This is a genomic window from Vibrio sp. 10N.247.311.49 (assembly GCF_041467655.1).
Classification (GTDB): Bacteria; Pseudomonadota; Gammaproteobacteria; order Enterobacterales; family Vibrionaceae; genus Vibrio; species Vibrio crassostreae_C.
In genome coordinates this window covers 324519-338701 of the sequence record NZ_JBFSVA010000001.1, presented here as the reverse complement: position 1 = coordinate 338701, position 14183 = coordinate 324519, and the positions used below count along the sequence as shown (strand labels likewise).

At 43.9% G+C, this 14183-nt stretch carries 12 protein-coding genes; 5 read left to right on the top strand and 7 right to left on the bottom strand.

Going from position 1 to position 14183, the window contains the following annotated elements; genetic code table 11:
• The first annotated feature begins 171 nt into the window (after positions 1-171).
• Positions 172-1386, top strand: coding sequence for a putative manganese transporter (locus AB6E54_RS01500; protein ID WP_372106201.1), 1215 nt, complete (start codon positions 172-174; stop codon positions 1384-1386).
• Between the two features lie 345 nt (positions 1387-1731).
• Here AB6E54_RS01500 and torA read toward each other — a convergent pair whose 3' ends face one another.
• The 3 genes from torA to torE are packed head-to-tail and all read right to left on the bottom strand — an operon-like array spanning position 1732 to position 5634.
• Positions 1732-4194 carry a trimethylamine-N-oxide reductase TorA gene (gene torA, locus AB6E54_RS01495; RefSeq protein WP_065675739.1) on the bottom strand — a complete coding sequence of 821 codons (2463 nt, stop codon included), beginning with the start codon at positions 4192-4194 and terminating at the stop codon, positions 1732-1734.
• A 24-nt stretch (positions 4195-4218) separates the two neighbouring features.
• Entirely contained in the window at positions 4219-5400 is a 1182-nt protein-coding gene (gene torC / locus AB6E54_RS01490; RefSeq protein WP_017060299.1) for a pentaheme c-type cytochrome TorC, read from the bottom strand.
• A 51-nt stretch (positions 5401-5451) separates the two neighbouring features.
• Positions 5452-5634 (bottom strand): trimethylamine N-oxide reductase system protein TorE, encoded by a 183-nt coding sequence (gene torE, locus AB6E54_RS01485; protein ID WP_017060298.1) that lies wholly within the window; start codon positions 5632-5634, stop codon positions 5452-5454.
• Between the two features lie 438 nt (positions 5635-6072).
• Here torE and AB6E54_RS01480 point away from each other — a divergent pair, with 438 nt between their 5' ends.
• On the top strand, positions 6073-6867 hold the full coding sequence (locus AB6E54_RS01480) for an ABC transporter permease (protein WP_171732184.1): 795 nt from the start codon (positions 6073-6075) through the stop codon (positions 6865-6867).
• Between the two features lie 354 nt (positions 6868-7221).
• Here AB6E54_RS01480 and focA read toward each other — a convergent pair whose 3' ends face one another.
• The gene (gene focA, locus AB6E54_RS01475; RefSeq protein ID WP_372106200.1) at positions 7222-8064 is read right to left on the bottom strand and encodes a formate transporter FocA; all 843 of its coding nucleotides are present in this window, start codon (positions 8062-8064) and stop codon (positions 7222-7224) included.
• A 362-nt stretch (positions 8065-8426) separates the two neighbouring features.
• A complete protein-coding gene (locus AB6E54_RS01470) occupies positions 8427-9734 on the bottom strand; it encodes an ATPase (RefSeq protein ID WP_372106199.1) in 1308 nt (435 codons plus the stop codon).
• Between the two features lie 257 nt (positions 9735-9991).
• Between AB6E54_RS01470 and AB6E54_RS01465 the strand changes: the two genes are divergently transcribed.
• The 3 genes from AB6E54_RS01465 (at position 9992) to AB6E54_RS01455 (ending at position 11849) form a co-directional block, all read left to right on the top strand.
• The gene (locus AB6E54_RS01465; RefSeq protein WP_372106198.1) at positions 9992-10222 is read left to right on the top strand and encodes a TIGR02647 family protein; all 231 of its coding nucleotides are present in this window, start codon (positions 9992-9994) and stop codon (positions 10220-10222) included.
• Positions 10223-10336: 114 nt separating this feature from the next.
• The gene (locus AB6E54_RS01460) at positions 10337-11191 is read left to right on the top strand and encodes an NAD(P)H-binding protein (protein ID WP_372106197.1); all 855 of its coding nucleotides are present in this window, start codon (positions 10337-10339) and stop codon (positions 11189-11191) included.
• Positions 11184-11849, top strand: a complete 666-nt coding sequence (locus AB6E54_RS01455; protein ID WP_032545711.1) for a YdcF family protein — start codon at positions 11184-11186, stop codon at positions 11847-11849. The genes AB6E54_RS01460 and AB6E54_RS01455 overlap by 8 nt, the downstream gene beginning before the upstream one ends.
• A gap of 149 nt (positions 11850-11998) precedes the next feature.
• Here the strand turns inward: AB6E54_RS01455 and AB6E54_RS01450 are convergent, their stop codons facing one another.
• Both AB6E54_RS01450 and cysS read right to left on the bottom strand, forming a co-directional pair.
• Entirely contained in the window at positions 11999-12577 is a 579-nt protein-coding gene (locus tag AB6E54_RS01450) for a thymidine kinase (RefSeq protein WP_017060277.1), read from the bottom strand.
• 98 nt (positions 12578-12675) lie between these two features.
• Positions 12676-14061 (bottom strand): cysteine--tRNA ligase, encoded by a 1386-nt coding sequence (gene cysS, locus AB6E54_RS01445; protein ID WP_017060276.1) that lies wholly within the window; start codon positions 14059-14061, stop codon positions 12676-12678.
• Positions 14062-14183: the final 122 nt, after the last annotated feature.

Below are 14183 nucleotides of genomic sequence, written 5' to 3'. Positions count from 1 at the left end.
TCTACCTTTAGAGCCTCTCTTTATTAGTCATACTTTACCTCATTTTTTTAGATTGGTCATGTTTCGTGGGTTTAGCCAATAGTAACAATAGATAAAAAAACAACAAATGCAATTGATAATTATTATCATTCGTATATATTTATCTTAAGCCACTAATTTTGAGTAACACCTATGGATCGACTAATCTCTTTTTTGCCAAGCAGTAGTGCTGCGAAAACAACTCAGTTTTCACTGTCATTTAAGCGCCTGCTTTTGCCTGTCTCACTTGCAGCTTTGGTTGCAGCCCCAGCTACACGAGAGCTGACGGTGACTACTTTGTCAGACGCGTTTTGGGCAGTGTCTTGTTATGTTGCTTTAACCTTGGCTATTTACCACTGGTTAAGTCTGTACATAAACAAAGATAACGTCTTCAATAAGCTCGTCCATCAATCTCGTTCAAACCAAGTGGTATTCGCGGCTCTCATGGGCGCGTTGCCCGGCTGTGGCGGTGCGATAGTGGTAACCACACAATTTATCTCGGGAAAACTCGGATTTGGTGCGGTAGTTGCGGTGCTCGTCTCAACCATGGGTGACGCGGCGTTCCTGCTCATAGCGAGCGAGCCTAAGACAGGTTTAGCCATGATGGCGATGGGCGTGATCGTGGGTACTGCGTCAGGCCGAATCATTAACTTGTTTCACGCAGACGACTTCTTACGCCCAAAAAAAGCACAGAAAAATGAAGCCGTTCACAGTTGCTCATCTCAATCCCAAGACAAAGAATCGGTCTCTAAAAAGGCGATCAACCTGCAAGGTTACCTATGGTCAGTGCTGATTATTCCCGGCGCTACAGTAGCTCTACTTGGCTCTTTTCAAGTCGATGTAAACGAGTTACTCGCGTTGCCTGAAATGTCGATGGAATGGGCGGGAACAATTTTATTGATTAGCTCGATGTTTCTATGGGGCCTCACTCGGGAAATTGAAGATTACAAATCAGCAGTAAGTGAAGATGAGAAATGTTTAGGCTCACATCCACTGCAAAAAACCGCTCAAGACACCAACTTTGTGACAGCGTGGGTTGTGGTTGCCTTTCTTTTCTTCGAATTTGGTTCTGTGCTAGCAAATGTGGATTTTGCGACGCTATTCTCAAGTTGGGGGATCATGCTCCCCCTGGCGGGCGTATTGATGGGTTTGCTACCTGGCTGTGGTCCACAATTATTGGTCACTAGCTTGTACCTGTCGGGTGCTCTTCCACTTTCAGCTCAGGTCGGTAATGCGATTTCAAATGATGGTGATGCGCTGTTCCCTGCGATTGCCATGGCACCTAAAGCAGCGCTCGTCGCCACCTTGTATTCGAGTGTGCCCGCTTTGATCTGTGCATACGGTTATTGGTTTATGTTCGAGCTGTAGGCTTGAGTTTCTATTCAAGGCTCAAGTTTTTCTTCAAGATCTAGGCTTCACTCCATAGGTTTCTAATCGGCCGGTACTTTGTATCGGCCTTTTTGCTTTCGACGACCTAGTTCTTAAGAGAGCCCCTTCAAAACACCCTCTTCCTTTGCTCCATAGCTGTTACCACGTTACTTGTGCAATTTATCTCAATCCATACGTTATAGCTCCCCGGTAGAAAGCCCTCATAAACGCGACTACATGACTTAATTAGAAATCTCTGACAGATATCAGAAATACAAAAAGCCCCTGTAAGAGTGCTTACAGGGGCTTTAATTCAAGCTTTAATCTTGGTTCTTAAGACAAGACTTAAGAAACTTCGATTGGACCACCGAATGAAGTTACTGGAGGCAGTTTGCCTTGGAACTTCTCGAAATCAACCAAACATGTGTTTGCTGACGTTGCTTGAGCAAGTTCAGACGTACCGATATCTTGAGTCAGTGTGTTTGGATCGCCGTATGTATCTAGCGCGCCCACTTTCTCGTTGATCGGACCGTACCAAGCACCTTCTTCGATACGAACAACACCAGGAGCGTAGCTATCCATTAGAACAGCACCTGCTAGTAGTTGACCACGGTCGTTAAACACACGTACTACATCGCCATCTTTGATGCCTTTCTTCTTAGCATCTACTGGGTTGATGTAGATTGGCTCACGGCCTTGTACCGCGTAAGTCGCACGCCACTCTTCAGATTCACACATCTGAGAGTGAAGACGCTTGTCTGGGTGACAAGATTGTAGCCAGTACGGGTGCTTGTCAGAGCCTGGACCACCGTGTGAACGTTCAGATTTCTCGAACCACATTGGGTGTTCTTGACAGTGCTCGTAACCCATGTTGCCAACAGTACGGCTTGTGATTTCGATGAAACCAGAAGGCGTGCCTAGTGCGTTGATCTCTGGATCTTCACGGAATGAAGCGTGACGAGTCCATGGCTTACCTTTGCCGAAGTCTAGGAAACCTTTCTCCCAGAACTCAGCAAACTCAGGCATTTCGAAGCTACCTTCGTTTGATGCGCGACATTCGTCGTACAGAGATTTAACCCACTGCATTTCGTCCATACCACGCGTGTAATCGTCGTAACGACCCCAACGCTTAGTTAGGCTAGACATGATCTCGAAGTCAGTCTTAGACTGGAACAGAGGATCCACTAGCTTGTGCATTGCGATCAAACCACGGCCAGAGTACGCGCCGTAACCATCGATATCGTTACGTTCCCACTGAGTACAAGCTGGAAGAACAATATCAGAGTGACGACAAGTTGCAGTCCAAGCGAAATCAACAGCCACTACAGTTTGTAGGCTCTTGAATGCTTTACGCATCTTGTTGCGATCTTGGTGGTGGTGCCACGGGTTGTTACCACTGAATACCATCATCTTGATGTCAGGCAGTGTCACTGTTGCGCCGTTTGCTTTGATCTTCTTACCTGGCTCTAACAGGCTATCTACCCAACGAGCAACAGGGATTACGCGGCTGTAACCGTTGTAATCAGTGTTAGTGTGCTTAGGCGATTGACCTTGGTCGATGTTCAGCGGGAAAGAACCCGGAGCAGCGAAGCCAGTTGAAGATACACCGATACCAGAGTAGTGGTGACCGTAAGAGATACCACCGCCCGGTAGACCAATTTGGCCAACCATTGCTGCGATAACTGCACACATCCAGTAAGGCTGTTCACCGTGCTCTTGACGTTGGATACTCCAACCAACAAGAATCTGTGTACGACCGTTAACCAGCATCTTAGCGAAGTCACGAATAGAGTCCGCGCTTGCGCCACAGATAGCAGAAGCCCATTCTGGCGTCTTCTCAACTCTGTCTTTCGTTTCACCTTGAACGTACTTGATGAAATCTTCAAAACCTAGACAGTAAGTTTCGATGAACTTCTTGTCGTATAGGCCTTCGTTGTAAAGAACGTGAGCAACACCAAGCATGAACGCCACATCAGTTTGTGGGTTGATGTACATTTGCTCGTTTTCTAGGTAACGACCTGTTTTGTTTTTAACAGGGTCAACAGAAACAACGTTGATCTCTTTCTTAGCAACTTTTTCTTTCAGCTGTTCTAGGTATGCGAACGACTCGTGAGTCTCACATGTCCAACCTACTTGAAGGTTTTTAACTGGATCGTTACCCCAAAGAACAATGTTGTCACTGTTTTCTAGGATAAGTTCCCAAGATGTACCTTGTGCGTAAACTTCAGTAGAACCTAGCACGTAAGGCATGATCGTTTGACCAGCACCTGTTGAGTAGTCACCGATTTTCTTCACAGAGTAACCGTGAAGTGCCATTGCACGTTGCATGTGGTTAGTACAGCTATGGAACTGACCTGTTTGCCTCCAACCAGTTTGACCTGTGTGAAGCGCCCATGGACCGTAATCTTTCTGTACGCGCTCTAGCTCGCGGTAAACAAGGTCTAGTGCCTCATCCCAAGTCACACGAATAAAGCGGTTGTTACCACGCGTGTCTGCGCTGTACTTATGCTTCTTCAACCAATCTAGGCGAACCATTGGGTAACGCACACGTGATGGGCTGTAGATAATACCTTTAATACCTTTCAACATCTCAGTTGGGTGTTGATCGATTTCTAGAGGTTTAATTTCTTGTACTTTACCCGCATAAACACGAGCTCGGAATGCACCCCAGTGAGAACCAGAGACTTTCCACGCACCGTCTGTTTCTGCTGCAGACGCTGATGCCGACGCCAATAAGCTTGGACCGATAACCGATGCCGCACTTGTAGTAGCGACACCTTTCAGAAAACTTCTTCTTGTAATTGCCATTGTGTTACTCCAATTGACGTCTTATTAGTGATGGCCTTCAGAAAAATCTGATGAGTGCTTCTGTAGATACTTAAGAACCAGTGCTTCTGTATCTGTATCGAAGTTAACGAATGCAATCATACCATCTAGCATGCCTACCCAACCGTTAGCGCTGAAGTGAGCTTCATCTGGCTGTGAGTGACACGTTGAACAGTTAGATTGGTACGCTTGACCCGCTGCGTTCCAGATTGGATCGAAGTTATCAACCATAGACTCTTTCTTCATCCAAAGTGCTAGGTTAACTTCTTCCCATGGAAGGCCAGTAAGCTCATCTTCTTTCTTCTCACCAACAGTGATAACGTCACTTTGAGATACTTCTTTCGTCAAGATTGCAGTTGAGATGTTCATACCGAAGTCTTCTTGGATTACACGTCCGAAGCCTTTCGCTTTACGCCAACCGTCGATTTGAATCTTGATCATGTCGCCTTTTTCGTCGATAACCGCAACTTTACTTGCAGGGCTTAATAGACCCGCTTCAACTTCAGCTGTTTCATCTGTGTACATTGGTAGGTGACGAATAGAGATCACGTCTGAACCATTTGCGTAAGATGTGCTGCTTGCTACGTTTTCTAGCTCGCCAACAATACCGCTCGCTGATGCCATATCTAATGGAAGGTTGTGAGCAATACCTTTGTGACAGTCAACACAGCTTTGATCACGCTCTGCCGCGTTCTTCATCTGGATACGCGCTGTTGGGCGCATGTTTTCGAAATCCATTGAATCGTAGTTGTGGCAGTTTTTACACTCTAGAGATTTGTTCGAAGAGAAGCGATCCCATTCGTGTTTAGCCAGTTCGATACGACGAGCTTCGAATTTCTCAGGCGTATCTAGGTCACCAAATACTTGAGCGAATACTTCTTTAGAAGCTTGCATCTTACGAGCGATTTTTGCTGTCCATTCATGTGGAACGTGACAGTCAGGACAAGTAGCACGTACACCAGAAGTGTTTTTCCAGTGAACCGTTTCTTGTAGTTCTACGTATACGTTGTCACGCATGGTGTGACAGCTTACACAGAATTCTTCTGTATTTGTGTGCTCTAGAGCTGTGTTAAAACCGCCCCAGAAAATAACACCGGCGATAAAGCCACCCATAGTTAGTACACCAAGACTGATGTGTACTGCTGGGCGAGTCATTGTGCGCCATAATTTAACTAAAAATGATTTCATGTTTAGCTCTCTTAAATATTGATTTTAAAAAATGTTGTTACTTAGAGGGCATTACATGCCGCCGTGAGCACCAGGAGGTCCGAATACAAACACTTGCAGTGCCCAAACTAGGAAGCCGTAACCGCCTACAAAAGCCACACTTAATATTGGGAAGAGAACCACCGCGATGAAGAGGAAAGACTTCCACTCCAGCGAATGTTTTTCGCTAGTTTCAATTTTATTAACATCACTCATACATTTTGCCTATTTTGTATTTAGTAATTTCGAGTAACCCATTCTATGGGGCTAAAGTTCTTAAGTATCTAACGACAAATTTTAGACCATACTCAAAGTAGGGTTCAATCAAATCTCCCGTTATAACCCTTGCTAATCAATACTTTTTTGAGCTCATCCAAAGTTGTTTTTAGTTAAACAAAGTTATTAAAAAGTATTAACAAATGTGAAGAATTAAGTATATTTCACAAATGTTAAATTCCAACATTTACGCAACCGTATTGTAACCAATTTTAACGTTTTACCTACTAAGTAGTAGCCAAAAAACCCTCAAATAACCATTATTTTGTACTTTGAATGTTAAATAATTGAGCCTTTTTTGAGTTCGACAGGTATGACTCTGAAATGCATCATTTGGCACTTTCAGATATGATAGAAGCCTTATTAAAAGGAAGCATTATGCAAGACGTTATTGATATATCTTGGTGGCAATTATTGTTTTTCAGTTCACTTCTCTTGCTACCAATTGTAATCAACCACAAGCTAAAACTTGGCCTTGGAAAAGAGGCTTCTATCAGCATCATTCGCATGACTGTTCAGCTATTTCTGGTTGGCCTCTACCTAGAATACCTGTTCACTTTGAATAGCTTGTGGGTCAATTTACTGTGGTTATTTACGATGATTATCGTTGGGGCAAGCTCGATTGTTGAAAAGTCCAAGTTACCCCGAAACCTCTTGTTAGTGCCTGTCGCTGTGAGCCTAGCGGTAACCTGTGTACCCATTGTCTTGTTCATCTGCTTATTTATCATTAAACCAACACCGGTTTTTAACGCTCAGTACCTTATCCCGATCGCAGGGATGTTATTGGGTAATAGCTTAAGCAGTAATATAGTGGCATTGCAGAACCTGTTTGGTGCTTTTGAAACACAGAAATCAGAATATGAAGCAGCAATCGCGTTAGGCGCGTCTCCTACTTATGCTGCAGCGCCTTTTGTGCGTAATGCTATACAGAAAGCGATGTCTCCTATTATGGCCTCAATGGCAACCACAGGCTTAGTAACGCTACCGGGGATGATGACAGGTCAAATTCTCGGGGGAGCTTCACCAATGATCGCAATTAAGTATCAACTGATGATCATGCTGGCGATTTTCGTGATGATGAGCTGCTCTCTAGCCCTTGTACTTCACCTCTCATTGAAGACATCTCTGACCAAAGAAGGGCGAGTTCTCGCTCAAATACAGCCTTCGAAATAACCTCCCTACTCCACTTAGATCTGGTTACTCACTGAATTTGATACAGGTTATCCACAGAAATTGTGGATAACCAAATCAATATAGATCCTTTTTTGTCCATTTCGGCTCGCGCAAAGATCATTGCCATTGATCCTTGGGTGATTTCAAAGACATATACACACGTGCAGAACTGCGTTGTTAAGCGTTCAAATGATAATTTAAGAATTCAACGAGTAAGTTTTCCACAAATAAAAAACGGCCTGCAATGCAGGCCGTCTTGTAAATGTCATAAGTCAGTTCAATGTTTCCACTCTGAGCTTTAACTAATCTTGTCACTGAGCTAGTCACACAAGCTTTGTTGATCCGCCATCTTTATTAATCGCGTAAATAAATCAACCAATACCACATGCCAACAAAGATACCGCCGCCGATGATGTTACCGATAGTAACGGGCAGCAAGTTGTTCATCAGAAAGTCCATCATGTTTAGGTCAACATAGTCTGCTGGATTAGCCCCTGTCATTGTCCAGAATTCAGTTGGAGCAAATGTTTTGATACCGATAGCTAAAGGAACTTGGAACATATTCGCAATACAGTGCTCAAAGCCCGATGATACAAACATCGCGACAGGTAAAATCAGTACTGCAATTTTGTCAGTCAGTGTTCGTCCACTAAACGTCATCCATACCGCGATACAAACCAATACGTTACACATGATGCCAAGCGCGATAGCTTGGATAAAACCATGGTGCATTTTGTGCTGAGAGATGGCCATGGCATTCAAACCCACTTGCCCATGGTCGAACATGTACTGTTTAGTCAGAAGCATGCATGCCACTAGCAATAAAGCACCAATAAGGTTACCGATATAAACGGTCGCCCAGTTCTTTACTAGGGTTCCCCAGCTAATCTTGCCACTTGCACGAGCAACAAGAGTGAGCACCGAACTGGTAAATAGTTCACCGCCAGTAACAACAACGAGGATTAGGCCCAAGCTAAATGCAAGGCCACCTAATAAGCGAGTAATACCCCACGGCAAATCACCAGCACCAGTCGTTACGATGGTGTAAAACACAAACGCAATACCGATATGTATGCCAGCGGAAATCGCTAGGAGAAAAGATTTGATTGGATCTTTGGTTGCTTTACCTACGCCAATATCTGCAGCGCGCTCAGCCATTTGTGGCGGTAATAATGAGTCAAATTGGTTTAGATTCATGATGATTTACATTTTGAAACATGTCGTCGGGAGCGTGATAATCCTCTCTTTCATTTCTGAATTCAAGAGCTATTTTAGGCACAAAATAGCTCTCACAGCCTTGTTGAAAGCAAATAGTCCGAGTTATTCCAAATTCATACGACTTTAGTAGTAAAAATAAAACTCTGCTGAATGATTAGTTATCAGCATAGAAAATAACACATCTATAAATATCAACAAGTTACGTTAAAAATCAAAGAATAACGTACACTAAAATGGCTCACAGAGCGCTTTTATTTCTAGATTTTGACATAGATCAACAGAACGTAAAAAAGCGCCCTAAGGCGCTTTTAACTCAATCACAAATAAAGAAATTAGTGATGCTAAACCGAAGGTTCAATCACTTCTTCTGATGATTGTTCTAGGGTTGAATCCTCTAGAGTAGATTCAACAGCTGGGGACATCACATCAGAGTCACTTTCGTTGGCCACTTTGCCACCTAAGCTTTTCAAACTATCCACTAACTCTTCTAAGCTTTTAATGTGAGCATCACTCTTGGTAATCTGCTCACCGAGCAACTCACTGTGCTTGGTTGCTTCAGACAGTTGCTGCGCTTGCTTCTGGTTTTCAGACTCCAGCTTAGCTAATTGCTCAGTCAAAGTTTTAATCTCTGACTTTAATGACGCCGTCATGTCTAAGCCTTTCAGCGCTTTAACACTCGCTACAATTTTTTGAGACTGAAGACGCAATACAACATCACGGTGATCTTCATCATTAACCACTCGTGAAATGCTCAATAACTGGTTCTCTGCATTCAAAACCGACTGTTCGAACTGGTCGCCTTTTACGCTCGCCAGCACTTTGACTTCATGAGCAACACTGCGTACGTGGTTTAATTCGAACTCCGCAGCGTGAACTGCGTCTTCAATGATAGACTTTTCACGGGGACTGGCTTTCACTTGGCTTTCTGCCAAAGCAATTTGAGATGCCGCTTTAGCAAACGTCAGTGGAACAACGTCATCGAAATCTTCATCTTCCAAGAACTCTAATTCGTTCTTCAAAGGTTCGATGTATTTCTTATGCGCCACTTTAACTTCTAGTAAGCGAGCATTGTTAAGAAATTCCACCTGCGCTTCTTGAGCGTCTTCAAGCTCATCGACCAGCACATACTCGAACAACTCGCTGTATTCTGAATACAAACGTTTGTAGCTCGAGGTAAACATGGTATCTGCGCCAAGAAACTTCAGGTAATCCATTTGGACAATCGAATCCGCGAGTACTCGATCAGCCTTCTTCTTTAACACTAAGATCGAGTCATAGTTTGATTTGATCAAAGCGATTTTTTCATCGAAGGCTTCAGCGTAAGTTAGGCTCGAAAAAATGGAGTAACTCTTGGTTATCCGAGTTTCGTCTTTAAGTAAGTCCGCATAAATGCTTTCAGCATCATCCCATGCGTCTAATAGTTCATTGTAATTCTCTGGTGCATAGAGAGACAATTGAGCATGGTCTTCAAGCTTAACTTCCCATTCGGAGTAAACGCTTTGGACAGACTGAAATGAACGGACCTCTATTGTCGATTCATTATTGTTGTTTGTGGTTTGGTTCGCGTCTGTCTGCTCTGAGGGTGTGCTTTGACAACCTGAGATAGCAAATAGCATACTGATCGTTAATGCTACTTTGTTCGCTCTCACTTATGCATATCCTTTTTATACAATATTCGCTCAATGCAAATTATTTCTAGTCACAATATATTACAACCACTTAGCAATAAACATCACTGATGATTTAAGTGGGTGCAAATCACCCAATATAACCAAAATAAACTCATCACTCGATGATTAATCAATCAATTTGGTATCACTTATCAATTCTCTTTATTTGCTATTGCCTGAGCCGTGAATGCGCACTAAGGTGAAGGTAGAGAACGTTATGAATATATAGGTTAATTATGAAGTACAACGCTGAAAACATTGCTGATTTAAACCTCCTTCTTCAATTTGATGTAAGTAGTGCAGCTACTGGAATTAAAGTCCATCAAGAGGCTGCTCAAGAAACTCAAGACGCTGTTAAGCGCCTATTCGAAAAAAACCTTTGTACTCAGCCAGACGGCGGTTACCTAACAGATGAAGGTATCGAGATGGCAGAGCGCGCAGACAAGCTTCTTCGCGTACTAAACTAAAGCTCCATTGTTCTAGTAAAAACTCCACTTGCTTCGGCCGTGGAGTTTTTTCATTTTTGGGCAAAGCTTTGTTAGGCTTATTGTAAATTCGTCATTTGCAGTTGTGAGGAACACATGGCTTCTATATTTATTGTCGGTGCAGGATGGGTAGGTACACCTTTATCTGAACATTTAGAAAAACATGGTAACCGAGTAGTGGTCACGAAAACGACCCAAGCGGGAGCAGATGCCATTGGTAGCGAACAAATTCCATGTGAAGTGTTTAGCTTTGATTCATCCGATCCACAACAGACTATCGGGCGACTCTATTCATTGTTACTCGAAAACAACACTGAAATTGTGATTGGCAGCTTCCCTCCTGGCTTTAGAAAAGGAGCAGGACAAGAGTATGCCGACTACTGGCAGCAACTCACCAATGCATGCCAAAAGGCCAACATTAAAAAGCTCATTATGGTTAGTTCAACTACGGTATACCCAACTAAGCCGGGTGTGCTGAACGAGCTGGATGCATCACTCCCCCTTTCGACCTCAGATAACGAGCACGCGTCTTTATTTTCCGATAACGCACGAATCATGCTGCAAGCTGAACAGTCAGTGATTGATTCCGGTATCGACTACACCATTCTTCGCTTTAGTGGCTTAATCGGCCCAAGCCGTCACCCATCACGCTTCGCAAGCAAGTTAAAACAAGTCAGCACTCAAGCTCCAGCCAACATGCTGCACCTTGATGATGCAATTGGTGCTGTCGATTTCGCTATCAGTCAACTGCACAATGAAATAGTTAACGTGACCACACCAAATACAGTCAGTAAGGCGGAGTTTTATGCCGCGGCACTGAAAAGCGCCAACAGCAGTGAGCCTCTGCCCGCTGTTGTTGATACCCCAGACAAGTTAATCTCTTCGAAGAAGATTCTCGACTTAGGTTATTCATTTAAATTCGAATCCACACTGGACGCACTTCATGACTGAACAATCTATTGCTAACAAAAATCCCAACATAAAACTGCATCGCTCAGTCGACACCCTTTGGAACTTTATGTCGATGGGTCACAAGGTTACGCCTTCCGACTGTATCTTTGTATTGTGTAGCAACGATACTCGCGTAGCTGAATATGCAGCCGAGCTTTATCACCAACAGATCGCGCCTTACATCGTTTTTTCTGGCGGTGTGGGGCGCTTTACCGAAAGAAGCTTTGAACGCTCAGAAGCAGAAACATTCGCTTCTATCGCACGAGATTGTGGCGTGCCTGACTCTGACATTATCATAGAGAAACACGCAACAAATACTGGGGAAAATGTACGATTCACTCATGAGTTGCTGACAGAAAAAGGGTTATCGCCGAAGAGGCTAACCTTAGTTCAGAAGCCCTTCATGGAGAAACGTACCTACGCAACCTTCAGTAAACAATGGCCTGACGAAACTTCCGAGATTACCGTGACGTCGCGATGGCAAACTTGGGATGATTACTTTAACGAAGAGTTGCCGTTAGATATGGTGTTAGGCGCATTAATTGCTGATTACGAGCGAATCAAATCCTACCCAGAGAAAGGCTTTCAGATTGAGATGCCGATCCCCGACGACGTTGACCACGCCTATCAAGCATTGAAGAAGCTCGGTTTCGAATAAGCAAAAGTTAGACTTTGAACAAAGTAAAAGCTCGGCAGGAAATAAAACAAAAGCTCGGCTTGGAAGAAAGCAAAACACAGGCCCAATAAACAAAAACGGTGACACTTGGTCACCGTTTTTCGTTCTTTCGCGTTAGCAAATAGAGCTGCTTATTTACCTAACGCTTCTTTGTAGTGCAGACGGCAAACAGAAACGTATTTGTCGTTACCGCCAATAGCCACTTGGTCGCCCTCAGCAATCGCCACACCGTGCTCGTCGGTACGAATTACCATGTTCGCTTTACGGCCACAGTGACAAATTGTTTTAAGCTCAACAAGTTTATCTGCCCAAGACAGTAAGTAACGGCTACCTTCAAACAGTTCACCCAGGAAATCGGTACGTAGGCCGTAACAAAGTACAGGGATGTGCAGCTTATCAACCACTTCTGTTAATTGGTACACCTGCTCCTTCGATAAAAATTGGCACTCATCGATCAAAACACAATGACGCTTTTCTTCCTCATTGAGCTTTTTGATCGCATCAAACATGTTGGTGTCATTTTTAAACAGCTGAGCTTCAGATTGCAGACCAATTCGTGAGCTCACTTTACCGATACCATAGCGATCGTCCAAAGCTGCCGTAAAGATCACTGGCGTCATGCCACGTTCTTGGTAGTTGAATGAAGATTGAAGAAGCGTTGTTGATTTACCCGCATTCATTGCCGAGTAATAAAAATACATCTGAGCCACAGAAATATTCCTGTTAATTAAAAGTTGAAGATAGAAAAGGTGAAAATAGAGAATTCGTGCTAGAAAAAAGGGCTGAAAATCAGCCCTTTTTATAAGATTTACTTACGACGCCAAGTCGTACCTTCTGGGCCATCTTCCAGAACAATACCCAACTCGTTTAGCTTATCACGTGCAAGGTCGGCATTTGCCCAATCCTTTGAAGCACGAGAGTCGTTACGCAGTTTGATCAACGCTTCGATTTCAGCCACTTCGTCGTCGTTACCTGCCGCATCACCTTGTAGGAAGGCTTCTGGCTCTTGGTGAAGAATACCGATGATGTCTGCTAGTTCACGCATCAATGCACCCAGTCCGCTTGCTTTTTCAATGCTTTCAGGCTTGATACGGTTGATTTCACGAGCCATTTCAAACAGTACTGAATAAGCTTCAGGTGTGTTGAAATCATCGTTCATCGCTGTAGAGAATCGAGTCACGTACTCTTCGCCACCGGCAGGAGCGGCTGTAAGGTCTAGGCCACGAAGTGACGTGTATAGACGCTCTAGTGATGCGCGAGCTTGGTTTAGGTTATCTTCGCTGTAGTTTAGCTGGCTACGGTAGTGACCAGACATTAGGAAGTAACGTACCGTTTCAGCATCGTAATGTGCTAGCACGTCACGGATAGTGAAGAAGTTACCTAGTGACTTAGACATCTTCTCTTTGTCTACCATCACCATACCACTGTGCATCCAAGTATTTACATACTGAGTGCCGTGCGCGCAGCAAGACTGTGCGATTTCGTTTTCGTGGTGAGGGAACTGCAGATCTGAACCACCACCGTGGATATCGAAGTGGTTACCAAGAATAGACGAGTTCATTGCTGAACATTCGATGTGCCAACCTGGACGACCCGGGCCCCATGGCGATTCCCATGTAGGTTCACCTGGCTTAGACATCTTCCAAAGAACGAAGTCTAGTGGGCTGCGTTTTGCAGATTCAACATCAACGCGAGCACCCGCTTGAAGCTGATCAAGGTCTTGCTTTGAAAGCTTACCGTATTCGTCGAATTTCTTTACTTCAAACATCACGTCGCCGTTGCTTGCAACGTATGCGAAACCACGTTCAATCAGCTTTTCAACAAGCTCGATGATTTCAGTGATGTATTCTGTCGCACGAGGCTCAACATCTGGACGCTTCATGTTCAATGCATCAAAGTCAGCGTGCATCTCACCGATTAAACGCTCAGTCAGAGAGTCACAAGACTCACCGTTTTCGTTAGCGCGTTTGATGATTTTGTCATCGATATCTGTGATGTTACGAACGAAATTCAAATCGTAACCAAGGTAACGAAGGTAACGAGTTACTACGTCGAAAGAAACGAACGTACGACCATGACCAATATGACAGAGATCGTATATGGTTACCCCACAGACATACATGCCGACTTTGCCAGCTGTAATTGGTTTGAATTCCTCTTTCTGTCTTGTGAGCGTGTTATATATCTTCAGCATGATCTCTATCTATTTTATGGATTAATCAAAATAAGCTCGCAGTATAACAAGTCATACCTTAATAGGTAATCCCTAAAAGCAGGAATTACCTCAAACATCCGAGTTAAGTTAATGATTTGGTG

What these genes read in the sequence shown, in the direction of transcription:
- AB6E54_RS01500 (WP_372106201.1), top strand. Translation starts at nt 172, where the DNA reads ATGGATCGACTAATCTCTTTTTTGCCAAGCAGTAGTGCTGCGAAAACA.
- torA (WP_065675739.1), bottom strand. Translation starts at nt 4,194, where the DNA reads ATGGCAATTACAAGAAGAAGTTTTCTGAAAGGTGTCGCTACTACAAGT.
- torC (WP_017060299.1), bottom strand. Translation starts at nt 5,400, where the DNA reads ATGAAATCATTTTTAGTTAAATTATGGCGCACAATGACTCGCCCAGCA.
- torE (WP_017060298.1), bottom strand. Translation starts at nt 5,634, where the DNA reads ATGAGTGATGTTAATAAAATTGAAACTAGCGAAAAACATTCGCTGGAG.
- AB6E54_RS01480 (WP_171732184.1), top strand. Translation starts at nt 6,073, where the DNA reads ATGCAAGACGTTATTGATATATCTTGGTGGCAATTATTGTTTTTCAGT.
- focA (WP_372106200.1), bottom strand. Translation starts at nt 8,064, where the DNA reads ATGAATCTAAACCAATTTGACTCATTATTACCGCCACAAATGGCTGAG.
- AB6E54_RS01465 (WP_372106198.1), top strand. Translation starts at nt 9,992, where the DNA reads ATGAAGTACAACGCTGAAAACATTGCTGATTTAAACCTCCTTCTTCAA.
- AB6E54_RS01460 (WP_372106197.1), top strand. Translation starts at nt 10,337, where the DNA reads ATGGCTTCTATATTTATTGTCGGTGCAGGATGGGTAGGTACACCTTTA.
- AB6E54_RS01455 (WP_032545711.1), top strand. Translation starts at nt 11,184, where the DNA reads ATGACTGAACAATCTATTGCTAACAAAAATCCCAACATAAAACTGCAT.
- cysS (WP_017060276.1), bottom strand. Translation starts at nt 14,061, where the DNA reads ATGCTGAAGATATATAACACGCTCACAAGACAGAAAGAGGAATTCAAA.